The sequence below is a fragment of the Rhodococcus wratislaviensis genome (assembly GCF_900455735.1).
GTDB classification, from domain to species: domain Bacteria; phylum Actinomycetota; class Actinomycetes; order Mycobacteriales; family Mycobacteriaceae; genus Rhodococcus_F; species Rhodococcus_F wratislaviensis.
In genome coordinates this window covers 554,342-577,327 of the sequence record NZ_UAUI01000011.1, presented here as the reverse complement: position 1 = coordinate 577,327, position 22,986 = coordinate 554,342, and the positions used below count along the sequence as shown (strand labels likewise).

At 67.2% G+C, this 22,986-nt stretch carries 25 protein-coding genes and 1 pseudogene; 11 read left to right on the top strand and 15 right to left on the bottom strand.

The annotated features are described in order from the left end of the window. The first annotated feature begins 163 nt into the window (after positions 1 to 163). From DTA22_RS16355 to DTA22_RS16345, 3 genes are all read left to right on the top strand, one after another. A complete protein-coding gene (locus tag DTA22_RS16355) occupies positions 164 to 2,233 on the top strand; it encodes an acyltransferase family protein (protein WP_112300115.1) in 2,070 nt (689 codons plus the stop codon). 16 nt (positions 2,234 to 2,249) lie between these two features. Beyond that, a complete protein-coding gene (locus DTA22_RS16350) occupies positions 2,250 to 2,987 on the top strand; it encodes an IclR family transcriptional regulator (protein WP_037226037.1) in 738 nt (245 codons plus the stop codon). A 91-nt stretch (positions 2,988 to 3,078) separates the two neighbouring features. Next, positions 3,079 to 4,257, top strand: a complete 1,179-nt coding sequence (locus DTA22_RS16345; protein ID WP_112300114.1) for a 4-hydroxybenzoate 3-monooxygenase — start codon at positions 3,079 to 3,081, stop codon at positions 4,255 to 4,257. Positions 4,258 to 4,289: 32 nt separating this feature from the next. Here DTA22_RS16345 and DTA22_RS16340 read toward each other — a convergent pair whose 3' ends face one another. The 6 genes from DTA22_RS16340 to DTA22_RS16315 all read right to left on the bottom strand — a co-directional run bounded on the left by DTA22_RS16340 (position 4,290) and on the right by DTA22_RS16315 (position 8,395). Further along, positions 4,290 to 4,916: a TetR family transcriptional regulator gene (locus DTA22_RS16340; RefSeq protein ID WP_112300113.1), complete on the bottom strand. Its 627-nt coding sequence runs from the start codon at positions 4,914 to 4,916 to the stop codon at positions 4,290 to 4,292. 10 nt (positions 4,917 to 4,926) lie between these two features. Further along, positions 4,927 to 6,192: an NAD(P)/FAD-dependent oxidoreductase gene (locus DTA22_RS16335; protein WP_112300112.1), complete on the bottom strand. Its 1,266-nt coding sequence runs from the start codon at positions 6,190 to 6,192 to the stop codon at positions 4,927 to 4,929. A gap of 5 nt (positions 6,193 to 6,197) precedes the next feature. Next, positions 6,198 to 6,383, bottom strand: coding sequence for a rubredoxin (locus DTA22_RS16330; RefSeq protein WP_037226029.1), 186 nt, complete (start codon positions 6,381 to 6,383; stop codon positions 6,198 to 6,200). A 1-nt stretch (position 6,384) separates the two neighbouring features. Beyond that, positions 6,385 to 6,552 (bottom strand): rubredoxin, encoded by a 168-nt coding sequence (locus DTA22_RS16325; protein ID WP_112300111.1) that lies wholly within the window; start codon positions 6,550 to 6,552, stop codon positions 6,385 to 6,387. Continuing rightward, the gene (locus DTA22_RS16320) at positions 6,552 to 7,784 is read right to left on the bottom strand and encodes an alkane 1-monooxygenase (RefSeq protein ID WP_112300379.1); all 1,233 of its coding nucleotides are present in this window, start codon (positions 7,782 to 7,784) and stop codon (positions 6,552 to 6,554) included. The genes DTA22_RS16325 and DTA22_RS16320 overlap by 1 nt, the downstream gene beginning before the upstream one ends. A 260-nt stretch (positions 7,785 to 8,044) precedes the next feature. Next, positions 8,045 to 8,395, bottom strand: a complete 351-nt coding sequence (locus tag DTA22_RS16315) for a YrdB family protein (RefSeq protein WP_112300110.1) — start codon at positions 8,393 to 8,395, stop codon at positions 8,045 to 8,047. Positions 8,396 to 8,482: 87 nt separating this feature from the next. Between DTA22_RS16315 and DTA22_RS16310 the strand changes: the two are divergent. Further along, positions 8,483 to 8,760 (top strand): annotated as a pseudogene (locus DTA22_RS16310) (M13-type metalloendopeptidase); the annotation flags it as partial. A gap of 114 nt (positions 8,761 to 8,874) precedes the next feature. Here the strand turns inward: DTA22_RS16310 and DTA22_RS16305 are convergent. Together DTA22_RS16305 and DTA22_RS16300 are read right to left on the bottom strand one after the other, a co-directional pair. Beyond that, on the bottom strand, positions 8,875 to 9,759 hold the full coding sequence (locus DTA22_RS16305; RefSeq protein ID WP_112300109.1) for an aminoglycoside phosphotransferase family protein: 885 nt from the start codon (positions 9,757 to 9,759) through the stop codon (positions 8,875 to 8,877). Between the two features lie 28 nt (positions 9,760 to 9,787). Further along, complete coding sequence (locus tag DTA22_RS16300; protein ID WP_112300108.1) at positions 9,788 to 10,276, bottom strand: GAF domain-containing protein; 489 nt, start codon at positions 10,274 to 10,276, stop codon at positions 9,788 to 9,790. A gap of 121 nt (positions 10,277 to 10,397) precedes the next feature. Between DTA22_RS16300 and DTA22_RS16295 the strand changes: the two genes are divergently transcribed. Next, the gene (locus DTA22_RS16295; RefSeq protein WP_112300107.1) at positions 10,398 to 11,480 is read left to right on the top strand and encodes an NAD(P)H-dependent amine dehydrogenase family protein; all 1,083 of its coding nucleotides are present in this window, start codon (positions 10,398 to 10,400) and stop codon (positions 11,478 to 11,480) included. A gap of 32 nt (positions 11,481 to 11,512) precedes the next feature. On the opposite strand, the gene DTA22_RS16290 is transcribed toward DTA22_RS16295, so the two are convergent. The 7 genes from DTA22_RS16290 to DTA22_RS16260 all read right to left on the bottom strand — a co-directional run bounded on the left by DTA22_RS16290 (position 11,513) and on the right by DTA22_RS16260 (position 16,270). Next, positions 11,513 to 12,211, bottom strand: a complete 699-nt coding sequence (locus DTA22_RS16290; RefSeq protein WP_112300106.1) for an HAD family hydrolase — start codon at positions 12,209 to 12,211, stop codon at positions 11,513 to 11,515. Between the two features lie 54 nt (positions 12,212 to 12,265). Next, positions 12,266 to 12,589: a putative quinol monooxygenase gene (locus tag DTA22_RS16285; protein WP_112300105.1), complete on the bottom strand. Its 324-nt coding sequence runs from the start codon at positions 12,587 to 12,589 to the stop codon at positions 12,266 to 12,268. Positions 12,590 to 12,630: 41 nt separating this feature from the next. Further along, on the bottom strand, positions 12,631 to 13,203 hold the full coding sequence (locus DTA22_RS16280) for a TetR/AcrR family transcriptional regulator (RefSeq protein ID WP_112300104.1): 573 nt from the start codon (positions 13,201 to 13,203) through the stop codon (positions 12,631 to 12,633). 20 nt (positions 13,204 to 13,223) lie between these two features. Beyond that, positions 13,224 to 13,694, bottom strand: coding sequence for a nuclear transport factor 2 family protein (locus DTA22_RS16275; protein ID WP_112300103.1), 471 nt, complete (start codon positions 13,692 to 13,694; stop codon positions 13,224 to 13,226). Between the two features lie 145 nt (positions 13,695 to 13,839). Beyond that, on the bottom strand, positions 13,840 to 15,444 hold the full coding sequence (locus DTA22_RS16270; protein ID WP_112300102.1) for a solute symporter family protein: 1,605 nt from the start codon (positions 15,442 to 15,444) through the stop codon (positions 13,840 to 13,842). Further along, on the bottom strand, positions 15,441 to 15,794 hold the full coding sequence (locus DTA22_RS16265; protein WP_112300101.1) for a DUF485 domain-containing protein: 354 nt from the start codon (positions 15,792 to 15,794) through the stop codon (positions 15,441 to 15,443). The genes DTA22_RS16270 and DTA22_RS16265 overlap by 4 nt, the downstream gene beginning before the upstream one ends. Further along, the gene (locus tag DTA22_RS16260) at positions 15,791 to 16,270 is read right to left on the bottom strand and encodes a nuclear transport factor 2 family protein (RefSeq protein WP_112300377.1); all 480 of its coding nucleotides are present in this window, start codon (positions 16,268 to 16,270) and stop codon (positions 15,791 to 15,793) included. Before DTA22_RS16260 ends, DTA22_RS16265 begins: the two co-directional genes overlap by 4 nt. A gap of 203 nt (positions 16,271 to 16,473) precedes the next feature. On the opposite strand from DTA22_RS16260, the gene DTA22_RS16255 reads away from it, so the two are divergent. The 6 genes from DTA22_RS16255 (at position 16,474) to DTA22_RS16230 (ending at position 22,982) form a co-directional block, all read left to right on the top strand. Beyond that, a complete protein-coding gene (locus DTA22_RS16255) occupies positions 16,474 to 17,079 on the top strand; it encodes a TetR/AcrR family transcriptional regulator (protein WP_112300100.1) in 606 nt (201 codons plus the stop codon). A 133-nt stretch (positions 17,080 to 17,212) separates the two neighbouring features. Continuing rightward, the gene (locus DTA22_RS16250) at positions 17,213 to 18,406 is read left to right on the top strand and encodes an acyl-CoA dehydrogenase family protein (protein WP_037226001.1); all 1,194 of its coding nucleotides are present in this window, start codon (positions 17,213 to 17,215) and stop codon (positions 18,404 to 18,406) included. Next, a complete protein-coding gene (locus tag DTA22_RS16245) occupies positions 18,403 to 19,206 on the top strand; it encodes a hypothetical protein (protein WP_112300099.1) in 804 nt (267 codons plus the stop codon). Before DTA22_RS16250 ends, DTA22_RS16245 begins: the two co-directional genes overlap by 4 nt. Next, positions 19,203 to 20,051: an alpha/beta fold hydrolase gene (locus DTA22_RS16240; protein ID WP_112300098.1), complete on the top strand. Its 849-nt coding sequence runs from the start codon at positions 19,203 to 19,205 to the stop codon at positions 20,049 to 20,051. The genes DTA22_RS16245 and DTA22_RS16240 overlap by 4 nt, the downstream gene beginning before the upstream one ends. Continuing rightward, a complete protein-coding gene (locus tag DTA22_RS16235) occupies positions 20,048 to 21,754 on the top strand; it encodes an AMP-binding protein (RefSeq protein WP_112300097.1) in 1,707 nt (568 codons plus the stop codon). Before DTA22_RS16240 ends, DTA22_RS16235 begins: the two co-directional genes overlap by 4 nt. Next, entirely contained in the window at positions 21,747 to 22,982 is a 1,236-nt protein-coding gene (locus DTA22_RS16230) for an acetyl-CoA C-acetyltransferase (RefSeq protein ID WP_112300096.1), read from the top strand. Before DTA22_RS16235 ends, DTA22_RS16230 begins: the two co-directional genes overlap by 8 nt. Positions 22,983 to 22,986: the final 4 nt, after the last annotated feature.

The window sequence follows — 22,986 nt, the reverse complement described above, 5'->3', positions numbered from 1 at the left end:
TCCACACCCAGGCGATCCGCCGCTCCTGGGCGCTCGCCCAATGTCACCTCGGTGCCGTCCATGCAGACCGCTGTGACATTCGGCCGCGCTCGGGTTGGTCAAGAACTGGTAAACCCTGTGTGGATAATCGATCGGGTACCGAGTTGATGAGCCAGGACGGACTGTGAGACCCAACCCCCAGGTGGCCGCGAGCCGTCCGAGCCACGCCGCGACGCCACCGTCGGCTGCGAGCGGTTACCGGTACGACCTCGACGGTCTGCGCGGAATCGCGATCGCGCTGGTCGTGGTCTATCACGTGTGGTTCGGCCGGGTGTCCGGCGGCGTCGACATCTTCCTGGTGCTCTCGGGATTCTTCTTCACCGGCATGCTCGTGCGACGCGCGTCTGCGGGCTCGGGTCCGTCGGTCCCCGCAGTCCTGCGGCGCACCGCCCGCCGCCTGCTGCCCGCGCTGGTGGTGGTGTCGGCCGCGACCGCGGTCGCGACCGTGATCCAGCGGCCGTTCACGCAGTGGTCGGGGATCGCGGACCAACTCCTCGCCTCACTGCTGTACGTGCAGAACTGGCAGCTGGCCCGGACCGCGTCCGATTACGCCGCCGCCGACGCGTCGGTCAGTCCGCTGCAGCACCTGTGGTCGATGTCCGTGCAGGGGCAGTTCTACGTGCTCGCGCTCGCGGTCGTCGCGGGTGTGGCCTGGACGTGCCGCCGCCGGATCGGTCTCGTGCGACCCCTCCTCGGCGGCGTGCTCGGTGCGGGGTTCGTGGCGTCGTTCGTCTATGCCGCGGTGCTGTCGCAGGACCGGCAGTCGTGGGCGTATTTCGACACGTTCGCGCGACTGTGGGAGCTGCTCGCGGGTGCGCTGCTCGCGCTCGTCGTGCACCGCGTCGCGCTGTCTCGGTGGTGGCGCACCGTCCTCGCGGTGTCGGGGTTCGCCGTGGTCCTCGGGTGCGGGTTCCTCGTCGACGGCGCCGCCTTGTTCCCCGGTCCGGCGGCCCTGATTCCGGTCGGTGCGGCGGTGGCGCTGATCCTCGCGGGCGTCGGCCCCTCCGAGCAACCGGGGATCGTGACGATGATGGCGTCGCGGCCGTTCGTCGAACTCGGTGGCCTGGCCTATTCGCTGTACCTGTGGCACTGGCCGATCCTCATCTTCTACCTCACGTGGCGCGAGCGGCCCGCGGTCGGCGCGCTCGGTGGACTCGCGGTGATCCTCGTGTCGCTGGTGCTGGCGTGGCTCACCCAGCGGCTGATCGAAGTGCGGTTCCAGACGGGGTCGGCCCGTCCGCGGCGGTTGCTGACCGCGCTGGTCGCGATCCTCGGCGTCGCCGTGGTGGGAACCGCGTCCGGCTGGCACGTGTATCTGGTCCGCAACCCCGAGACGACCGCCCGGGTCGGTGAGCTGGACCCGTGGCTGTACCCGGGCGCGGCGTCGCTGACCGACGGCGCATTCGCGCCGCGCACGGACATGCGACCCACCCTGCTCGAGGCGTCGGGAGATCTTCCGCAGCCGACCCTCGACGGCTGCATCTCCGACCTGACCACCCGCGACGTCGTCACCTGCGTGTACGGCGACCTCAGCGCGGAGCGGACGATCGCCGTGGTGGGCAGTTCTCACGCCGAGCACTGGGTGCCCGCGCTCGATCGCATCGGGCAACAGCGCGGTGTCCGGGTCGAGACGTACCTCAAGATGGGGTGCCCGCTGACCGTCGCGGACGTCCCGCTGCTCGCCGGCGAGCCGTATCCCGACTGCGGCGACTGGTCCCGCGACGTCCTCGACCGTCTCCGGGATCACCGGCCGGACTGGGTGTTCTCGACGTCCTCGCGTCCCAACGAGGAGGGCGCCGGCGACGTCACGCCCGAAGACTACGTGGGCCTGTGGGCGCGGCTCGCGGATTTCGGGCTGCCGTTCCTCGGCATCCGCGACACGCCGTGGCTGCACAACGACGGCGTCCCGTATTCGGTCGTCGACTGCCTCGCCGACGGCGGCGACGCCGACAGCTGCGGCATGCCCCGGGACGATGTGCTGGCCCCGGACAACCCCACGCTCGACGCGGCCCGCGACCTGCCGTCGGTGCATCCGCTCGACCTCACGAACGCCGTGTGTGACGTGGCGATCTGCCGTGCGGTGCAGGGAAACATCCTCGTCTATCACGATTCGCATCACCTCTCGGCGACATACGTCCGGAGCCTCGTCCCCGAACTCGACCGGCAGATCGGCATGGCCACCCGCTGGTGGTGACCGGGATACTGGCGGCATGTCCGAAGACGATCGCAGCATGCTGGGACGCGCCTTCCTGGTGCTGGGTTCGTTCACGTCGGAGCGTCCGCGGCTGTCGCAGTCGGAGCTGAGCCGGCGCACCGGACTGCCGCTGCCGACGGTGCACCGGCTGTGCCGTCAGCTGGTCGACAACGGCGCCCTCGAACGCGTCGACGACGGGCACTACGAGATAGGGGTGCGGGTGTGGGAGCTGGGTGCGCTCGCGCCCCGCGCTCACGGATTGCGGCAGGTGGCGTTGCCCTATCTCGAGGACCTGTACGAGGCGACGCGCGAGAACGTCCAGCTCGTGGTCCGGGAAGATCTCGAGGCTCTCTACCTCGAACGGCTGTCGGCGCGCGGCGCCGTGACCGTCGTCGGGAGGGCCGGCGGCAGGCTGCCGCTGCACGCGTCCAGCGGCGGTCTCGTGTTGCTGGCGTTCGGCGGCAAAGCCCTGCTCGACGAGGTCCTCGCGGCGGGCCTGGAACGCTTCACGCCGTCGACCATCACCACCGAACATCGCCTGCGCAGCACCCTCGACGACATCCGCCGGACCGGCTGGGTCACGTGCCGCGAACACCTCAACGTCGGGACGCTGGCCGTGGCCGCGCCGGTGTCGCGGTCGACGGGTGAGGTGGTCGCAGCGGTGTCGGTCGTGGTTCCGGCGGAGAAGGATCCCGCGCCCCTGATCCCTGCGGTGCGGGCGGCTGCGCGCGGCATTTCCCGCGGCGTCGCGTAGCTCGTCTTTCACTCAGTGAAAGAGGGGGTGTTGCGATCACACGGTGGGCAGCACAGTGACTGGTGTCACGAACTACGCGAGGAGTCTGCTCATGAACACACAGGTCGGGATCGTCGGCGGGGGTCCCGCAGGGCTGATGCTGTCCCATCTCCTGCACCTGAAGGGAATCGATTCCGTCGTGCTCGAAAGCCGCACCCGCGAGGAGGTGGAGGGCACGATCCGGGCCGGTGTGCTCGAACAGAACACCGTCGACCTGATGGTCGACACCGGACTCGGCGACCGCGTCAAGCGTGAAGGACTCACCCACCACGGCATCGAACTGCGGTTCGGCGGCCGCGGCCACCGCATCGACTTCGACGAACTGACGGGCGGTCGCGCCGTCACCGTCTACCCGCAGCACGAGGTCCTCAAGGACCTCATCGCCCGGCGTCTCGAAGACGGCGGCGACATCCGATTCGGCGTCTCCGACGTGCAGGTTCTGCACCACACGTCCGACAACCCGAAAATCACCTACCTCGACGCCGACGGCAACGAGCAGACGCTCACCTGCGCGCTCGTCGCCGGCTGCGACGGATCGCGCACCACGACCCGCGGTCTCATCCCCGAGACCACCGTGCGCACCGACCACTTCCGCCAGTACCCGTTCGCCTGGTTCGGCATCCTCGCCGAGGCCCCGCCGTCGTCCGAGGAACTGATCTACGCCAACCACCCCCGCGGCTTCGCGCTCATCAGCACCCGCACGCCGGAGGTCCAGCGGCATTACCTGCAGGTCGACCCGGACGACTCCGTCGACAACTGGTCCGACGACCGCATCTGGTCGGAACTGCACGCCCGCGTCGACGGCGAGGGCGCGGAGATCAAGGACGGCAAGATCTTCCAGAAGTCGATCCTGCAGTTCCGCAGCTTCGTGTGCGAGCCCATGCAGCACGGCAACCTCTTCCTCGCCGGCGACGCCGCCCACACCGTGCCGCCCACCGGCGCGAAGGGCATGAACCTGGCGATCGCCGACGTGTACTTCCTGTCCAAGGCGATGGCCGAGTTCTTCGCCACCCGCAGCCGGGCGGGGCTCGAGGGCTACACCGACAGCGTCCTCCCGCGCGTGTGGCGGACCCAGCACTTCTCCTGGTGGATGTCCTCGATGCTGCATCGACTCCCTGACGACACCGGATTCGGCCACAAGCGGCAGGTCGCCGAACTGGACATGGTCACCCGCTCCGTCGCCGGCCGCACCCTCATCGCCGAGAACTATGTCGGCACCCCGTTGGGCTGACGCCCCCGTGAGTACTTATTAACGTCGGGCGGTTAAGAAGTACTCACGGGTGGCGGAGCCGCAACGAACGGGGCGAACAGCCGGGCGGTGTTCGCGGACGCCGCCGCGGTGTCCTCGGGTGGGTTGGCGATGAAACTCAAGGCGAGCCGGACGATGGCGTGTGCGATGATCCCGGCGTCGTCCGGGGAGGAGTTCACCCACGACCGTTGCAACGTCTGGGAGAGCCGTTCGGCCGCCGGTTGGATGATGATGTTGCTGTCCGTCGTGATCAGGCGCAGCAGATCCTCGGGTGCCTTCCCCTGGTGCAGCGACGTCACCAGGGGATCGGCTCCGCTGAGTTCGAAGAACGTCGCATATCCTTGCCGCAGAGCAGTTGTCGCGTCGCCGGGGTTCTCGTACAGCGCCGATTCGATGACGGTGACGAGGTTGTCGGTCAGCCGAAGTGCGTACCCCTCCGCCAGGCCGCGCCGCGATCGGAACTCTTTGTAGATCGTCTGCCTGCTCAGCCCCGCGGCGACCGCGACGTCGGTCATGGTGATTGTCGGCCACGGACGTTCCAGCAGCAGTTCCCGGAGCGCATCGAGGGTTGTCTCCCGCATCAGTGACGTTGCGGCCAGCCGGTACCGACTCGGTCGGTCGGTGCGGTCGTCTGCTGGCATGACCTCGATGCTAGCGGGCGGCCGCGACCCGACCCTCCCGCTCGCCGGCGAGCACGTCGGTCAGAGCAACCGACTCGTCCGCCAACGCGGCGCGGTCGACGGCGCCGCCCCGGGCGATCATCGTGCGCACGGTGCGGAGGTCTTTCGGGCGGCCAACGGCGATGACCCCGACCGGCGTGCCCTCACGCACCGCGACCGCTGTGAAATCGCGATCGGCGATCGAACCGCGGATCACGTAGTCGTCGTCGAAACGGGTCGCGCCGGCGAACTGCACGGTGTGGCCGTACTGGTTGGACCACCCCCACGGAACGTCGGTGAACGGTGTGGGCTTCCCGAGGATGGACTGCGCGGCGGCAATTCCCTGTGCCTGAGCGCCGTTCCAGTGTTCGGAACGATATCGCTCGTCGTCACGCGCACCGGGGATGTTGGCGGCGTCTCCGGCCGCGTAGACGCCGTCGGCCGAGGTGCGGAACTGCCCATCGACGGTGATGCCGTTGTGGACGCGCAGTCCCGCCGCGACCGCGAGCGTCACCTCCGGGACGGTGCCGACCGAGACGAGGACGGTTCCGGCATTCCAGCTGCGACCGTCGTCCGCGACGGCGCGGGCGGAGCTGTCGTCGCTCACGTCGAGCGACGACAGTGCGACATCCGTGCAGACGTCGACATCGTTCTCGGCGTGCAGCGACGCGATCATCGTCGAGACTTCCGGGGGCACAATTCGACTGAGGAGCGCCGGGTCGCGTTCGAGAACGGTGACCTCCGCGCCGAGCGACCGCGCCGTCGCAGCGACCTCACATCCGATGAGACCGCCGCCGATCACGAGCAGGGAACCGGTGCGTCGAATCGACGCGCGAAGGGAATCGGCATCGGCCATCGAGCGCAGTGTGAAGACGTTCGCACCGGAGACACCGTCGAGTCGGCGGGCCTTTCCACCGGTCGCGAGCAGCAGGGCACTGAACTGCAGAGTTTCCCCGGAGGAGAGGGTCAGGCGCTTCCTGCCGGTATCGAGTCCGACGGCCGTTGCGCCGGTGATCAATTCGATCTCCCTCTCCTCCCAGAAAGAGTCGGGCTTCAGCGTGGTCTTCTCCGCGGCCGTGGCACCCGACAGGAAGTCTTTCGACACCGTCGGGCGCCGATACGGCGGTGCGGGTTCGTCTCCGATCAGGACGACGCGCCCGCGGAAGCCTTCCGAGCGGAGCGTCTGCGCGGCGCTCGCCCCTGCGATACCCGACCCGACGATAACCACCGTCGACAGTTCCGCGGAGAGATTCGGCATTGCGCTCACGCCCTGCTGACCTCGACCATGTCGAAGTCCGCCTTGGCGGCCCCGCAGTCGGGGCACGACCAGTCCTCGGGAATGTCGTCCCATCTGGTGCCCGGCTCGATGCCGTCCTCCGGCCAGCCCTCGGCCTCGTCGTACTCGAATCCGCATTGGACACAGCGGAAAAGCTTGAAATCGGTACTCATGTCACGCCACCTTCGGGTCGAAATCGATCTTTTCGCGGACCCCGCAGTCGGGGCAGCACCAGTCGTCGGGCACATCGGCCCACGAGGTGCCGGCGGGGAATCCCTCACGCGGTGCGCCGGACGCCTCGTCGTAGACGTAGTCGCAGACCGGGCACTGGTAGGCGGCCATCACCGAACTCCGCCGCTGTACTTGGCCAGCACCTTCTCGCGCTTGCCGGGTTGGATGTTCACGCGGGTGATGTCGCCGTCGTAGTGGTCGAGCACGCGGTGATCCATCACCTTGCGCCAGAGCGGCGGGAAATACGCGAGCGTGATCATGCTGGCGTAGCCGCTGGGCAGGTTGGGAGCACCGTCCATGCTCCGCAGCGTCTGGTAGCGCCGGGTCGGGTTCGCGTGATGGTCGCTGTGGCGCTGCAGGTGGTACAGGAAGATGTTGGTCACGATATGGTCGGAATTCCAGCTGTGTGCGGGCGCGCAGCGCTCGTAGCGGCCACTGGCAGTCTTCTGACGCATCAGGCCGTAGTGCTCGAGGTAGTTGACCGTCTCGAGGAGAGAGAAACCGTAGATCGCCTGAATGATCAGGAACGGGATGACGACCGGACCGAAGATAACGATGAGTGCGCCGAACAGCACCACCGACATGAGCCAGGCATTGAGCACATCGTTGTGAATGCTCCACGTACTCTTGCCGAGTCGCTGCATCCGGGTCTTCTCGAGTTCCCAGGACGACTTCAGGCTTCCCCAGACGCTGCGGGGCAGGAACGTCCAGAAGCTTTCTCCGAAACGTGAACTCGCCGGATCCTCCGGGGTGGCGACCCGGACGTGATGGCCCCGGTTGTGCTCGATGTAGAAGTGGCCGTAGAAAGTTTGCGCGAGAGTGATCTTGGCCAGCCACCGTTCGAGTTCGGTCTTCTTGTGACCCATCTCGTGTGCGGTGTTGATGCCGATGCCGCCCATGACGGCGACGCTGAACGCGACGCCGATCTTCGACACCAGCCCGAGGCCGCCGTCGATGCCGAGCCAGGAGAGGTTGTCCGCCGACCAGAGGTAGCACGCGAACACCAGGCTCGCCATCTGGAACGGGATGAACACGTAGGTGCAGTACCGGTAGTACCTGTCGTTCTCGAGCTGTTCCATCACTTCCTCGGGAGGGTTCTGGCCGTCGGGCCCGAAGAACCTGTCGAGGATCGGGAGCGCGATGAACAGCAACAGGGCGCCGATCCACCACCACACCGGAGCCACCACCGACCATCCGAGTTGGTTGAACGCCCACACCAATCCCGCGGCGAGGAACAGGGCGGTCGGGGGTATCAACCCCATCAGCCACAGGTAGCGCTTGCGGTCGCGCCAGGCTTCCGGTGGTGCTTCCTCTGTCGTCCTGCCGATATCCGACGTCGTCACGGTCCGAACCTCCTCGTCCAGTAGCTGTCGCGGTATGAACCAGCTCACTCTGCATTGGACAGTACATGGCTATGCATCCAGAGTCTAGACAAATCAGCGTATTTGTAAATTAGTGCGGTGCTCTAACGCCGGGGGCTTCGCCACCGATAGAGAGTTCGACACTGTTCCACTGCTGAGGAGGCCTTCGATGTTCCGTGACCCCGGACTTCCCGACTGGCTCGAATTCGTCCTCGGCCTGCTCGGGTACCGCTGGTAGTCGTCTACTCCGGCGTCCGCGAGCGCGCCGCGAACGTCGCTGTCGCCACGACGGCGAACACCAGCCCCCACCACGGGTGACCGGCGACTGCGACGAGCACGCCGGTCACCGCGAACAGCGCGGTCTGAGCGAACAGTCGTGCGGGATTGTGTAGTCGTCGAAGCGATTTCGGTGCCATGGTGACGCCCCAGAGCACGGCCGCGGCCACTGGGAGGAGCGTCGCCAGTACCACCTGAACGACCGTCGAGTTCGCGAGCGACCAGCCCGCGACGGCGAGCAGGACCAGCATCGCGATCTCGCAGGCGAAAGCCACGACGTCGAGAACACCCACTCGTGGCGCGCCGGCTTCGCTCATCGACCCAGCTTAGATGCGTACGTTGAAAGGGAGGCCGAACACGGGACGACGGAAGAGAGACTGGTGCAGATCGGGGCCGGCAAGGTCTTCGGTGGCATCGGCTCCGTCATCGGACACGAGGCAACGCACGGGTTCGACGACCAGGGAAGCCAATTCGACGGCAACGGCAACAACGTGAACTGGTGGACACCCGCGGACCGAGAGCAGTTCGCGGCCCGGACGGAGAAACTCGCCGACCAGTTCGACGCCTACACCCCGATCCCGGCCGGCCCGACGTCCACGTCCACGGCAACCTGACTCTCGGCGAGAGCATTGCCGATCTCGGTGGAGTCAACGCGTCGTACGACGCACTGCAGGCCGTGCTCGATTCCGATCCCGGTACGGCGGAGGAGAAGATCGACGGGCTACAGTTCGGACAGTCGTTCGGCTGCCCTGCTTCGCCTGTGAGTACTTATTAACCACGGGCGGTTAATAAGTACTCACAGGCGAAGCATCGCGGCAATGTGCCCGAGCCGGGGCTGGTCGATCGACCCCTCCACGCAGCGCGCGAACAGCCACAGCTGTAGCCGCTCGACTTCGAGGCCGAGCAGGCCCGCCATCCGGTTCGAGAATCCGACCGGGTCGGCGGCGAGGCGATCGACATGGTCGAGCATGTGCTGCAGCACGTCGTACATCGGATCGCCGACGTACGGTTTGGGATCGATCACCAGCCACGGCTCGCGGGCGGCCGACAGCACGTTGTCGGGGTGCAGATCGGTGCACAGCAACCGCGACTGCGTTGCCGTCCTCGGTAGCTCGCGGAACAGCTCCATCCCGGCTCGCGCGAGGCCCGGATCCAGGCGCGGCGTGCGTGCGAGTTTCTCCTCGAACTCGTCGGCCCATACGTCGCACATGCCGGTGAGTGGGCGGAACGGAGTGCCGGCAGGGGGTTCGATCCACAGTCTGCGCAGCAACCCCGCGATCACGACGTCCTGTTCCTCGGGCGGCCGGACGTCGGACAGCGGGGTGCCGGGTTCGCAAGCTTCGAGGAGCAGCGCCGTGGTGTGGTCGAGCACGCGGTGGTCGAGCAGTCGGACGGCGCCGTCACCGTTCCACGCCGCCAGTCCGTCCGCCTCGTGCAGTGCCTCGTCGTGTCGCCAGCCGACCTTCAGTACCACCCGTTCGCCGGCGGCGGTGCGTGCGGGCGCCGTCCAGGACGTCACGCCGCCCGGCTGGAACGGGCGCCCGACGTCCAGCGACCACTCCCGGCTCACCGTCGCGACGACGGCGGGGAGGTCGGCCAGCCACGTTCGGCGCGGCGCGTCGGGAGCGTCGTACTCGGCCATCTCTCGCACGAGGTTCGTCGGCAGTTCAAGATCCGGCACACCGCATTGTGCCTCGCGGATCGTCGGGTCACCGCCTTCCGCGGTCCCACACGCGCTGCGTCTGCTCGGCGATGTCAGAGTGGTGGGTCTGCTGGAAGTTGCGTCCACCGCGGGCGAAGGTGTGCACGGTCGCGGGCGGTACGTCGAGCTCGGCGACGGGTGCGTCGAGCCACTCGCAGTCTCGGAGGTGCACCAGATCCACAGCCGCGGCCTCCGGACTCGAGTCGTAGCGCCACGGACCGTCGATCCGGCCGAGGAGGTAGAGCCCGTCGGCGTCACGCGACCAGACGAACGATCCGTCCAGCACCTGCGTGAAGCGTTCGAGCCGGCGTGCGGCCGGATCACCGTAGGTGCGCTCGGTCGCGTCGAGCGCCTCACTCAGATCGACGGGAGGTGGGGCCAGCAACCCGCCGATTCCACACACGTCCATCGCGAGCGCGCGCTGCACCGCGAGCCCTGGGTCCACGCCGTCGCGGCGGGAACGCATCGGTGCGCGGTAGACGTCGGTGGGTGTCATACGTATGGATTCTCCCTGACGCCGAACCGCGACAGCACGCTTCGGCGATCGCCTACCCGGACAAACTAGAACCTGTTACATTCGCGGGAGGGGTACTACTTCTGGAACTCGGAGAGAACTCATGAGCTACCGCGTCGTCGAATGGTCCACCGGTACGGTCGGGCGTCACGCCATCGCAGGCATCGACGCCCGCGACGACCTCGAATTGGTCGGCGTGTGGGTATCCAACCCGGAGAAGGTCGGGAAGGATGCCGGGGAGCTGGCCGGCCTCGGCCGAGAACTCGGGGTGACGGCGACCGACGACAAGGCGGCACTTCTCGCCCTGAAGCCGGACTGCATCGTGCACACCGCGATGACGGACGACCGCATCTTCGACGCGATCGAGGACCTGATCTCGTTCCTCGAAGCGGGCATCAACGTCGTGTCCTCGGGACCCGTTCTGTTGCAGTACCCGATCGGTGTGGTCCCGGACGAACTCGTCGACCGCATCCGCCGCGCCGGCGAACAGGGAGGCGCAAGCCTCCACGTGAACGGCATCGACCCCGGATTCGCGAACGACGTTCTGCCGCTGGCCATGACGAGCCTGTCGCAGCGGATCGACCAGGTGCGCTGCTCCGAGATCGCCGACTACTCCACCTACTACCAGCCGGTGGTGATGAGTGAGATCTTCGGATTCGGCAAACCCGTCGAGGAGACGCCGATGCTGTTCCAGCCGGGCGTGCTGTCGCTGGCGTGGGGGAGCGTCGTCCGCCAGATCGCCGCGGGACTGGACCTCACGCTCGACGAACCGCTGGTGGAGAAGTTCGAACGCATCCCCGCCGAGGAGGATCTGGACATTCTGTCGTGCCACATCGCAAAGGGCACGGCGGCGGCGGTGCGGTTCGAAGTCGTCGGAACGGCCGACGGGGTGCCGCGCGTGGTCCTCGAGCATGTCACCCGCACCCACCCCGAACAGAAACCGGACTGGCCGAAACCCACTCGCGGCGACGGGTGCTACCGCATCGACATCACGGGCGAGCCGATGATGACCGTCGAGTTCAACCACCACGGCGAGCACGGCGACCACAACGTGTCGGGGATGATCGTCACCGCGATGCGGCTGGTGAATTCGGTGCACGCGGTGGTCGAAGCGAAGCCCGGGCTCGTGACCGCAGTCGACATGCCCCTCGTCACCGGTCGCGGATTATGCGCTTCGCGCCCGTGAGTACTTATTAACCGCCCGTGGTTGATAAGTACTCACAGGCCGAAGGCACTGAGCGCATTTCGGAGACCGTCGGGGCGCTCCGCGAGTGGAACGGGTTCGACGAGTGCGAACGCGCAGCCCACCTTTCTCGCCGCACCGTCGGCTTCCTCGCTGTCGCCGATCATCAGAGTCCGTTCGGGCTCGGAACCGAGTGCGGCGAGGGCGTGCTCGAAGATCTTCGGGTCCGGTTTGATCGCACCCACCTCGAATGACAGCACGAACGCGTCGACGAGATGCTCCACTCCCAGATTCGCGAACGCGGGCCGGATGTCGAACGCAATGTTGCTCAGCACCGCGACCTTGATTCCACGGTCCTTCAGTGCCGCAAGCACTTCCGCGGTATCGGGGTATGCGCTCCAGCATCCCGGGTCGATCACCCGCTCGTACAGCCCGACCGCCTGGTCCTCGTGTGCGACCCCGGACTTGCGGAGCACGTCGAGGTACGCCTGCCGGTGAAACCGGGGGTCGAGGTCGCGGTTGGTCCACGCGTGGTGCTCGGCCGCGTCCATCTCGACGGTCTGACCGACGGGCGCCGTCATGCGCCGCATAAGCTCGGCCTGCTGGTGGAGGTCGAACGGTTCACCTTCGTGGTCGGTGAGGTCGGACATCCAGCTCTCGTCCTCCTCCAACCGGAACAGCGTGCCGGAGAAGTCGAAGATCACTGCGTCGAATTCGGTGAGATCGGAAGCCACGTTTCCCAGGCTAACGCGCGGTGCGCGCGACTTCAGGGTGAAGCCGGACGGGGGTCAGTCGACTTCGAGTTCACCCATCAGTGACCAGTCGGTGCCGTCGATCGTGGTGTTGATGATTCGCGGCGTCTGCGCGAGGGCGGGCTTCAATTCGTGCATCGCATTCTGGAAATGCTCGCTCTGTACGTGGGCGACCGCGGCGTCGTCGTCACGGAACGCTTCGACGAGGACGTACAGGTTCGGATCCTCCACCGCGCGCGACCAGTAGAACCACAGGTTGCCCGGTTCGTTTCGGGTCGCGTCGGTGAACGGCTGCACCCGGTCGAGCCAGCCGTCCGCGTGGTCCGGTTTCACGGTGAAGTTGACGACGATGAAGATCACGGCTGCCTCACTTCTCGAGTTCCCGCATTCCGTGACGAATCCTACGCGCGCGATTCCGCCGGATCCTCGACCGAACGCCGTAGCCGGGTGAGGATGCGCGTGAAGCTGTCGGGGTCGTCCAGGGCACGAGCGAGAACGAGCGCGCCCTGGATTCCTGCAACGACCTCCTCGGCGAGTGGACGCGACTGGGTGCGGTGGCCGGCGTCGGCGAGGGCGCCGGCGAGCGAATCGACCCAGTCGGTGAAGTAGGCGCGGACCCGGTGGGCGAAGCGGTCACGTTCGAGGCCGAGCGCGAACGCTCCGAACAGACAGATACGGCGACCCGACCGGAAGTACGTCTCGACCTCGTCGAACATCCGCTCGAGGCGGGCGACGGCGGGCTCGGACCCGCGCAGCGGCCGGTACACGGCGGTCTGGAACCAGGCGTCGACCTCGTCGAGGACGGCCTCGGCCATCTCGTCCTTGCCGCGGGGGAAGAAGTTGTACAGGCTTCCTTTGCCGAGTCCGGTGTGCTCGGTGATGACGGCCAGACTCGCGCCGTCGAACCCGTGGGATCGGAACACCTCGGCCAGCACGGGGACGACGTCGCCGCGCTCGGCTACTGCTCGGGGCATGACTACTCCTCGTGTGCCGGTCAGAGGCCGAGATCACTCAGCCCGGGATGATCCGACGGTCGCACGCCGGACATGTCCCAGAAGAACTTGCGGTCGCATTCGTCGATCGGCACGTCGTTGATGCTGGCATGCCGCCACCGCATGAGACCGTCGTCGTCGAACTGCCAGTTCTCGTTGCCGTACGCGCGGAACCACTGCCCGTCGGTGGTGTGGAACTCGTACGCGAACCGGACCGCGATCCGATTCCCGTCGTGCGCCCACAGTTCCTTGATCAGACGGTATTCCAGTTCGCGGTCCCACTTCCCGGCGAGGAAGTCGACGATCTCGCGGCGCCCCTGCAGAAAGGTGGACCGATTGCGCCACCAACTGTCCTCGGTGTAAGCCTGCGCGACCTTCTCCGGATCACGGGAATTCCAGCCGTCCTCGGCGGCGCGGACCTTCGCGCTCGCGGTGTCGAGCGTGAATGGTGGAACGGGTGGGCGGACGGACATGGTGAGCGCTCCTTTTCGGAGAGGGGCTTGTACCTTTCAGTACAGACTGTACCGATAGGTACAAGCGCTGTCCAGGGTCGCGCCGCACTCAGTTGACGGCTGATGCCCCCGCCGTGACGGCGAGGGCATCAGCTGATCGTGAAAACTAGTGCGTTTCGGCGAGTTCCGCGCCGATGCCGGTCTCGGCGCGCACCAGCATCTCGGCGAATTTCTCGTCTCGATCCGCCGAACGTCCGTGAAGGCGTTCGCCGGCGAGGGAGCCGATCACGGCGGCGGCACACCCGAGCGGCATCGTGATGATCACCGGCAACTGAATGGTCAGCGGCGCCGGTCCGCCACCCAGCCAGAGCGCTTCCGTGAACATCAGGCTGACCACGGTGGATGTCAATCCCACGGAGATGCCCCACACGGCGCCGGTGCTGTTGAACCGACGCCAGTTGAGGCTGAGCAGCAGGCTCGGCAGGTGCGCACTGCCTGCGACCATGAACGCCATTCCCATGAAATACGTGATGTTGGTGGTATCGCCGATCGCCATCGTCAGTCCGATCGCGACGACGCTGAAACCGACGGCCGCGTACCGGGCGACCTTCGCCTCGCGGGCATCCGCGGTCTCCGTGTCGGCGTCCGCAGCCTTCCTGCGGGTGAGGGTGGGCCACACGTCGTGGGCGAACGTTCCCGCCGCGGAGATCACGACGCCCGCGACGACGGCGACGATGCTCGCGAACGCGACGGCTGCCACCATGGCCAGCGCGATCGATCCGCCGATGGTGCCGACGCCTCCGCCGAGTTCCGTGACCAGCGTGGGTGCCGCGAGATTGCCGCCTGCGCCGACACGATCCGCCCCGTCCGGACCGAGGAGCGCCGCGGTGCCGAAGCCCATGACGATGACGATGAGGTAGAAGATGCTGCACAGTGCGACGGTCCAGCCGAGCGACTTCCGTGCCGTCGCGGCCTCGGGGACGGTGAAGAAGCGAATCAGGATGTGCGCCATACCGGCCGTGCCGAGCGCGAACGCGAGGGAGTACGAGATCAGGTTGATCGCGCCGGTCTGCCCGAAGATCAGGCCCGGGGAGAGGATCGCATCTCCGGCTGCCGCGTTCGACGTCGCCGCCCCGAGCATGCCGGGGAGGCTAAAGCCGAATTTCGCCAGGATCCCGAGGCACACCACGATTGCCAGGATCGACAGGATGGACGACTTGATCACCTGAACCCACGTGGTCGCCAGCATTCCGCCGACGAAGACGTAGATACCCATGAGTGATCCGGCCACCACGACGGACAGGCCGAACGGGATCCCCGAGACGGACTCGAGCAGGACGCCCGCTGCCACGAGCTGGGCGAGCAGCACGAATGTTCCGGTGACGATGGTGCTGAGAGCGACCACCACCCGCACGCGACGTGCACCGGTCCGGAACACCAGAACATCGGCGAGTGTGAACTTTCCGACGTTCCGCATCTTCTCGGCGAGGAGGAAGAGGACGGGGAGGAAGGAGACCACCGACGTGCACAGAATGACGGCGCCGTCGACGCCCTTGTAGAAGATCAATCCCGTGGTGCCCAGGAAGCTGCCCGCCGAAATGAACTCGCCGGCGATCGCGAAACCGTTCTGCCAGCCCTTGATCGAGCGGCCCGCGGCGAAGAAACCGGTGGCGCTACGGCTTCGGCGCGATGCGGCGAACGTCACCCACAGGGTGAGCGAGATGACGGCGGCGCAGATGCCGATGGCGAGGAAGTCGGCGTCGCCGGTCATGAGACATGCTCCTGATCACGTTGCGCGATGGCCCGGACGGCGTCATCGGCGGCGGGTTGGATGTAGGTACGGGACAGTCGGAAATACGCGTACACGAGTACCCAGGTGCCGGCGAATTGGGAGAACACCACCCACAGCGACAGCGGAACACCGAATGCTGTGTTATCGCCGAGGAATTCGGGGAAGTAGGCGAATCCGACCAGAAACCCCGAGAACAGTGCGATCGCGATCAGGCCGAGTCCGGTGGTGACGGCGCGTCGGCGGCGTCGCAGTTCGACGAACTCCGGCAACGCGAGAATCGGTGACCAGACGGCTGCGCTCGCCGCGGTGGCAGGGGACTCGGTGGTCACGCGCTCACCGCCGCGCGTCGCGCCGACTCGAGGGCGAAGCGGTTCTCGTCCCAGCCCTCCGAGAGCGGCCCGAAGTAGTGGAAGCGCACCTGTTTGACGCGGTACAACCAGCGGCCGTCGACTTTGACGGCTTCGTCCGTGTACCGGCCGGCGGCGATGGAGGCGTTGCCGTCGGATACGCAGGGCTGCCAGAGGAACGACCGGACGGTGGCCCGATCGCCGTCGAGGTCAATCTCCAGGTTGGTGATGAAGTGCCAGAACGCGGTGAGCCCGCCGGGGGCGAGGCCGGCGAAGAACGCCCGCATCTCGCTCTTGCCCTTCGGGTTGGACAGCCCGTCGAATTCGCCGTCGTCGGTGAACAGATCCATCAGGGCGTCCCAGTTGGCGTCGTCGAGATGGCGGCAGTACTGCGCGTCGAGGTACCGGATGGCCTCCAGGTCTTCGAGGCGGCGGATTCGTTCTTCGAGGGTGCTCAAGGTGGCATACCTCCACGGTGTGAGGAGCGGAATGCGCGAACTGGTCATTAACAGCCGTTCACGTGATCTGGACCATAACGGACGCGCTACCGTCGGTCAACACCGTGCGCCGTTCACCCCGTTCGACGTGCGTAAAGGCTGGTGAACTGCATTTTCTGCAGGGTGTGTTGCCCGCGCCTCGCGCGGCACCTACCCTCCGAGGGATGAACACTCGGTCCAGTGGTGCGGTGATTCCCTCCGTCCGGCAGCGGATCCTGGACGCGGCGCTGGAGGAGTTCTATACCGCCGGCTTTCATGCGGCGACGATGCGCACCATCGCCAAGCGTGCGGGCTGCAGCGCCGCCAACGTGTACAACCATTTCGAGAACAAGGACGAGCTCCTGGTCGAGATTCTGCGGTCGGCCAGTGACGAGCAGTTCACCGCCACCCGGACCGCTCTGCGGAAGGCGGGGTCCGCACCGGCGGAGCAGTGGACTGCCGCGGTGGTCGCACATTCGCTGTATACCGCCCGCAATCAGCAGGCCTGCCTCGTGGCGAACACCGAACTGCGCTATCTGGATGAGGTGGATCGCAAGCGGGTCGTGGGCTCGCGCGATGCGCAGGAGCACCTGTTCGTCACCATCGCGGAGGCGGGTGTGGCCGCCGGCGACTTCGACGTCCCCCACGTTCACCAGGCGGTGACTGCCGTGCTGACGATGTGCGCGGGCATCGCGCTCTGGTACCGGCCGGACGGACCACTGTCCGCGCAGGCGGTTGCGGACTCGTACGGCATCTACGCGCTCAACCTGGTCGGATATCGTCCGGCCTGAGTCGGCGGTTCAGCATTGACGCTGTGGTCCGGACATGCTCTACTGGGTGAACAAGCGTTAATGTGATCCGAGTGCAGAACTACGAGTTCTCCCGGGTCGCGCGCCCCGTAGTTCGAATGGATGAGGAGTGTCCATGACTCACCGGCCGTCGCAGCCGCGTACCGATTCACCGCGGTATCTGACCGAGGACCGATTGGCGATCCGCGACCTGGCTCGCGATTTCGCGATGAAGCAGGTGCTCCCGGTCGCGAACGAACTCGACCCGGTGCAGGGCACCATTCCCGACACGCTGAAGAAGGCGATGGCCGAGGTCGGCTTCTTCGGGATCATGATCCCGGAGGAGCACGGCGGTCTCGGTCTCGGTGTGTTCGAGTACTGCCTGGTCGCGGAGGAGTTGTCGCGGGCGTGGATGAGTGTGTCGGGACTGCTGGCCCGCGGTAACGGGATGGGCGGCGGGTTCACCCCGGAGCAGGAGGCGGCGTTGCTGCCGAAGGTCGCCCGCGGCGAGTACCTCGGCGCGTACGCCCTGTCGGAGGCCGAGGCCGGATCGGACGTCGCGAACATCTCCTGCCGCGCGACCCGGGACGGTGACGACTGGGTGATCAGCGGCACGAAGATGTGGTGCACGTACGCCGACGAGGCCGATTACCTGGTGCTGTTCGCCCGCACCGATCCGAACAAGGATCCGGCGAAGCCGCACCGCGGGATCAGCGCGTTCCTGATCGAGAAGGACCGCGGTGGTTTCCCCGAGGGGATCAGCGGGACGAAGATCCGCAAGATCGGGTATTTCGGGTGGAGCACGTGGGAGCTCTCGTTCGACGGTTTCCGGGTGCCGGCCACGTCGATGCTCGGGGAGGAGGGCAAGGGCTTCTACCTGGCGGTGTCCGGTCTCGAGGTGGGGCGGGCGCATACCGCGGCCCGGGCGATCGGTCTGGCCCGGGGCGCCTTGGAGGATTCGATCGCGTACCTGCATACCCGCCGTCAGTTCGGGCACGAGTTGGCCGATTTCCAGCATCTGCGGTTCAAAGTGGCGAAGATGGCCGCCGACATCGAGGCCGCCCGGCAGTTGATGTATTCGGTCGCGACGGATATCGACACCGGCCGGCGGTGTTCGCTGGAGGCGTCGATGTGCAAGCTGGTGGCCACGGAGATGGCCGAACGGGTGACCAGTGAGGCGGTGCAGATTCACGGCGGCGCCGGGTACACCACAGATTTCCAGGTGGAACGGCATTGGCGGGATGCGCGGCTCACGAAGATCTTCGAGGGCACCAGCGAGATCCAGATGCGGATCATCTCCGACGAACTGCTGGGAAGGACTGCAGAATGAGCACACTCACCATGAGCATCGCTGTCGGCGATCGCACTGTGAGCGACGCCCGGCGCGTCTCCGAACTCGGACTGTCCCTGCCGGACGCATCGCTGACGGGGATCGTCGCGGCAGGAATACTCGCGCCGCCGGCGACGTACGGTGCCACACGTACCGGGCTGCAATGGAATTCGCAGTCCGCGGTGACAGGTGACGATGTCGTCCATGTCGAGTCCGTCGTCACGCGTGTCGAACAATCGAAGGACGGAGCCGTGTTCGATCGCCACGTGCGGCTCGTCGACGACGGCGGTTCGGTACGTGAACAGGGAATCGAGACGTGGAGTTCGCCCGAACCGTCCGACGTCCGATTCGATCCCGCTGTCGACTTCTGCACTCCGGCCTGGGGAGAGCGTCTCCGCGAACCCCTCTCCACCGATACAGCCTTCGCGTCCTCACTGTCGTCGTGGGACGGCACCGTGGGCCTGCGTTGCACCGACTCCTCGGGCCGGGCCCGCGAACTGCACCTACGGATCTATCGCGGAAATATCATCGACGTCGCCCGCCGGGTCCCGGGTGGGGCCACGTTCACGCTCATCGCTCCGGCTGTCACCTGGGTCGACCTGGTGTTCGCCGAACGGAACGACTTTCTGCGCCGCGCCATCCGGGGCGAATTCTCCTCCAGCGGTGACGGGTACGAATACCTGCGACTCACCAAACCGCTCGACATCATCATCGCCCACGCCCGCAGCGCCGCACGTGAGTGGCAAAGCGTGCCGGGGCACACTTTGCCACTCACGTGCGGAAGGGAGGCCCGGCCATGATCGAGGCCCGATACCTGGAGATCGACGGAGCGCTCGGCTTCGTCGAGATCATCACCCCCGACAATCACCCGGACACCGACGTGCCCACCGTGCTGTGCCTGCACACCGCGGGCCAGAGCGGAGTCCAGTGGCGGCACGTCGCGTCCGAACTGGCAGACCGCGGCTACCGGGTGATCGTCCCCGACCTTCCGGGGCACGGACGTTCCGAGCCCGCGGTCGACGGGCCCGTCACCAGCATCGTCACGTTCGGCGACTGGCTCTGGAAGGTACTCGACGCACTCGCCGTCGAACGTCCCTTCGTCATGGGATGTTCCATCGGAGGCAAGCTGACACTCGAGCTCGCCACGAGGTCGTCGAGGCCGCTGGCCGGAGCGATCGCGATGGCAGCGGAGGCCGGTCCCGGCCGCGTCAACGTGGCTGGGCTGCGCCGCGAACTCGAGGACGTCGCCGGACCCAGCCGCTCCGACCGCACGTACCTGGGCACGCTCGCCTCGATCGGAGACACCGTGCCCGAGCCCACGGCGCAGCTGATCGCCACCATGCACAAACGTGAGGACCCGGAGATCTCGTCCTCCGACCTGATCGCGTGGGGAACGCACGACGTGCGCGACCGACTCGCCGACATCACCTGCCCCATCAGGCTCGTCGCCGGAGCGCAGGACCCCTGGATCGATGCCGCAGTCGTCGAGCAGGCCGCGTCGGCACTCGACGCCGCCCAGCCGGGACGTGCGACGTTCACCCTGCTCGAGGGTGTCGGCCACTACCCGATGGAGGAGGTCGACGACTTCGCCGCGGTGACGGACGAGTGGTTGACCGAACTGCGTGCGGCGGTGGTGCTCTCGTGACAGCGCACACCGCCACCACGCGCCGTGACACACTCGCCGCGTTGCTCGGCGAACTCGTGACGGCCGACCCGGATGCCGCCGCCACCCTCGACGTCGTCGACGGCGAGCCGATCGTCACCAGTCGAGCCGAACTCCGTGCCCGCGTCGACGCGCTGACGTCGGAACTCGTCGGCGTCGGCGTCCGGCGCGGCCAGTGTGTGGCGGTGTTGCTGCCGAACTGGTCGGACGCGATCGTCTGGCAACTCGCCGCGTCCGCGGTGGGTGCGCACGTCATCGGCGTCAACACCCGCTACAACACGCACGAGATCGCGCACATCCTCACGTCGGCGCGTCCCGCGGTGGTGGCCGTGCCCGACCACTTCCACGGTCTCGACCTGTTCGGGCGGCTCGACGAGGCACAGCGCTCCCTCGACCTCCCGGCCCCGGCGGTCGCCGTGGTGCGCGGTCCCGGAACGACGAGCGACGCCCCCGACCCGGCGCGATTCGATCTCGGCGGTGGCGCCTGGACAGCCGGCAGCACGGACACCGGCACCGTCCAGGTGCCGGAGACACCCGACATGGCCGCCACCACCGCGGCGGGCGAGCGGGCGGCGCCGGACGACGTGCTCGCGGTCGCGTTCACGACGTCCGGATCCACCGGCGTCCCCAAACTCGCCGCCCATCGCGAATCCGCGGTGGTCCGGCACGCGCGAGCAGACGCCGTCGTCCTCGGCGTCGAACCCGGCGACGTCACCCTGTGTGTGCTGCCGGTGTCCGGGGTGTTCGGATACAGCACCGCCCTGGCGACTCTCGCCGGCGGCGGCGCCCTGCTGATGGAACCGGTTTTCGACGCCGCGGACACGCTGGCCCGTATGGCGTCGCTGAAGGTCACGCACGTGGTCGGCGGCGACGACCTCTTCGCGCGGCTGTACGACACGTGGCACGGGGGCGACCGCGCCGACCTGTCGTCGTTGAAGCGCCTCGGGATCGCCGACTTCCTCGGGCGTTCGCACGAGGTGGCGGCGTGGGTGCGTGACGAGTTCGACGCCGTCACGACGGGCGTCTTCGGGTCTTCCGAGGTGTTCGCGCTGATGCTGCTGTGGGATGCCGCGGATCCGGAATCCCTGCGCTGGAACGGCGGCGGACGTCCGGTCGAACCCGGCATCGAGGTGCGCATTGTCGACCCGCTGGACGACTCGGCCCTTCCGGACGGCGAGCAGGGCGAGCTTCAGGTACGCGGACCGAACGTCGTCGACGCCTACCTTGGCAATCCGGATGCGGCCGCGCGAGCATTCACGCGGGACGGCTGGTTCCGCAGCGGCGACCTGGCCGTCGCGACCGGCGACGGCGGCTATACGTATGTATGCCGGATGGGTGACGTGCTCCGGCTGCGCGGGTTCCTGGTGGATCCCGCCGAGATCGAGCACCGGCTGGCGGAACACGAGGCCGTGCACCTGACGAAGGTCGTGGGGATCACCGGCACCGGCGGATACACCGAGGCGGTGGCGTTCGTCGTTCCCACCGAGGGCACATCGGCGGATGCCGCAGATCTCAAGGCTTGGTGCGCAGAGTCGTTGGCGGCGTTCAAGGTCCCGGCCGCCGTGCACATGATCGAGCAGATGCCGACCACGGTGGGTGGTAACGGAACCAAGATCCGAGCGGTCGAACTGCGCGAATGGGCGCAGCGGTGGACCGATCACGAAAGGGATTTCCGCAGTGCCTGAGAATTCGAATGCCCAGGGCAGCGATGTCGTCGTCTGTGAGCCCCTCCGCACCCCCGTCGGCCGATACGGCGGACAGTTCAAGGACGTTCCCGCCGCCGACCTCGGCGCGCGGGTGGTGTCCGAACTGCTCGCTCGCACCAAAGTGGATCCGGGCAGCATCGACGACGTGATCTTCGGTCAGTGCTACCCGAACGGCGAGGCACCCGCTATCGGGCGGGTCGTGGCCCTCGATGCGGGACTGCCGGTGACGGTTCCCGGACAGCAACTCGACCGCCGCTGCGGATCCGGTCTGCAGGCCGTGCTCGACGCGGCGATGCGAGTACAGACGGGGGTCGCCGAACTGGTGATCGCCGGCGGCGTGGAATCGATGAGCCGCGCCGAGTACTACACCGAGTCGATGCGCTGGGGAGCCAAAGGTGCGCCGGCAGCGCTCCACGACAGACTCGCCCGCGGCCGCGTCACCGCGGGCGGACGCAATTATCCGGTGCCGGGCGGCATGCTCGAGACGGCGGAGAACCTGCGCCGCAAGTACGACATCAGCCGTCGGGAACAGGACGAGCTCGCGGTGAGTTCCCATCAGCGGGCTGTCGCTGCGATCGACTCGGGAAAGTTCGCCGAGGAGATCGTCCCGGTGGACGTGCCCGTCCGCAGGGGCGATCCGCAGGTCGTCGATCGGGACGAGCACCCCCGAGCCGACACGACGATCGAGTCACTCGCTCGGCTGCGGCCCATCGTCGGCAGCACCGACCCCGACGCGACCGTCACCGCAGGCAACGCCAGCGGACAGAACGACGGTGCGGCAGCGTGCCTCGTCACTACCCGGGCACAGGCGGAGCGTCTCGGGCTTCAGCCGCTCGCCCGCCTGGTCACCTGGGCGGTCGCGGGTGTGGAGCCGTCCGAGATGGGTATCGGACCGGTGCCGTCCACCGAACGGGCCCTGAAACGCGCCGGGCTGACTCTCGCCGACATCGACCTGATCGAACTGAACGAGGCATTCGCGGCGCAGGCGCTGGCAGTCACGCGCGAATGGAACTTCGGTGCGCGGGATTTCGACCGCACCAACGTCAACGGCTCGGGGATCTCGCTCGGACACCCCGTCGGCGCGACGGGAGTGCGAATCCTCACCACCTTGCTGCGCGAGATGGACCGCCGCGGAGCCCGTTACGGTCTCGAGACGATGTGCATCGGCGGCGGCCAGGGGCTGAGCGCGATCTTCGAGCGGGTCTGACCGC

Coding starts and splice junctions, on each gene's coding strand:
- DTA22_RS16350 (WP_037226037.1), top strand. CDS start 2,250: ATGTCCGAAGACGATCGCAGCATGCTGGGACGCGCCTTCCTGGTGCTG.
- DTA22_RS16345 (WP_112300114.1), top strand. CDS start 3,079: ATGAACACACAGGTCGGGATCGTCGGCGGGGGTCCCGCAGGGCTGATG.
- DTA22_RS16340 (WP_112300113.1), bottom strand. CDS start 4,916: ATGCCAGCAGACGACCGCACCGACCGACCGAGTCGGTACCGGCTGGCC.
- DTA22_RS16335 (WP_112300112.1), bottom strand. CDS start 6,192: ATGCCGAATCTCTCCGCGGAACTGTCGACGGTGGTTATCGTCGGGTCG.
- DTA22_RS16330 (WP_037226029.1), bottom strand. CDS start 6,383: ATGAGTACCGATTTCAAGCTTTTCCGCTGTGTCCAATGCGGATTCGAG.
- DTA22_RS16325 (WP_112300111.1), bottom strand. CDS start 6,552: ATGGCCGCCTACCAGTGCCCGGTCTGCGACTACGTCTACGACGAGGCG.
- DTA22_RS16315 (WP_112300110.1), bottom strand. CDS start 8,395: ATGAGCGAAGCCGGCGCGCCACGAGTGGGTGTTCTCGACGTCGTGGCT.
- DTA22_RS16300 (WP_112300108.1), bottom strand. CDS start 10,276: ATGACACCCACCGACGTCTACCGCGCACCGATGCGTTCCCGCCGCGAC.
- DTA22_RS16295 (WP_112300107.1), top strand. CDS start 10,398: ATGAGCTACCGCGTCGTCGAATGGTCCACCGGTACGGTCGGGCGTCAC.
- DTA22_RS16280 (WP_112300104.1), bottom strand. CDS start 13,203: ATGCCCCGAGCAGTAGCCGAGCGCGGCGACGTCGTCCCCGTGCTGGCC.
- DTA22_RS16275 (WP_112300103.1), bottom strand. CDS start 13,694: ATGTCCGTCCGCCCACCCGTTCCACCATTCACGCTCGACACCGCGAGC.
- DTA22_RS16270 (WP_112300102.1), bottom strand. CDS start 15,444: ATGACCGGCGACGCCGACTTCCTCGCCATCGGCATCTGCGCCGCCGTC.
- DTA22_RS16255 (WP_112300100.1), top strand. CDS start 16,474: ATGAACACTCGGTCCAGTGGTGCGGTGATTCCCTCCGTCCGGCAGCGG.
- DTA22_RS16250 (WP_037226001.1), top strand. CDS start 17,213: ATGACTCACCGGCCGTCGCAGCCGCGTACCGATTCACCGCGGTATCTG.
- DTA22_RS16245 (WP_112300099.1), top strand. CDS start 18,403: ATGAGCACACTCACCATGAGCATCGCTGTCGGCGATCGCACTGTGAGC.
- DTA22_RS16240 (WP_112300098.1), top strand. CDS start 19,203: ATGATCGAGGCCCGATACCTGGAGATCGACGGAGCGCTCGGCTTCGTC.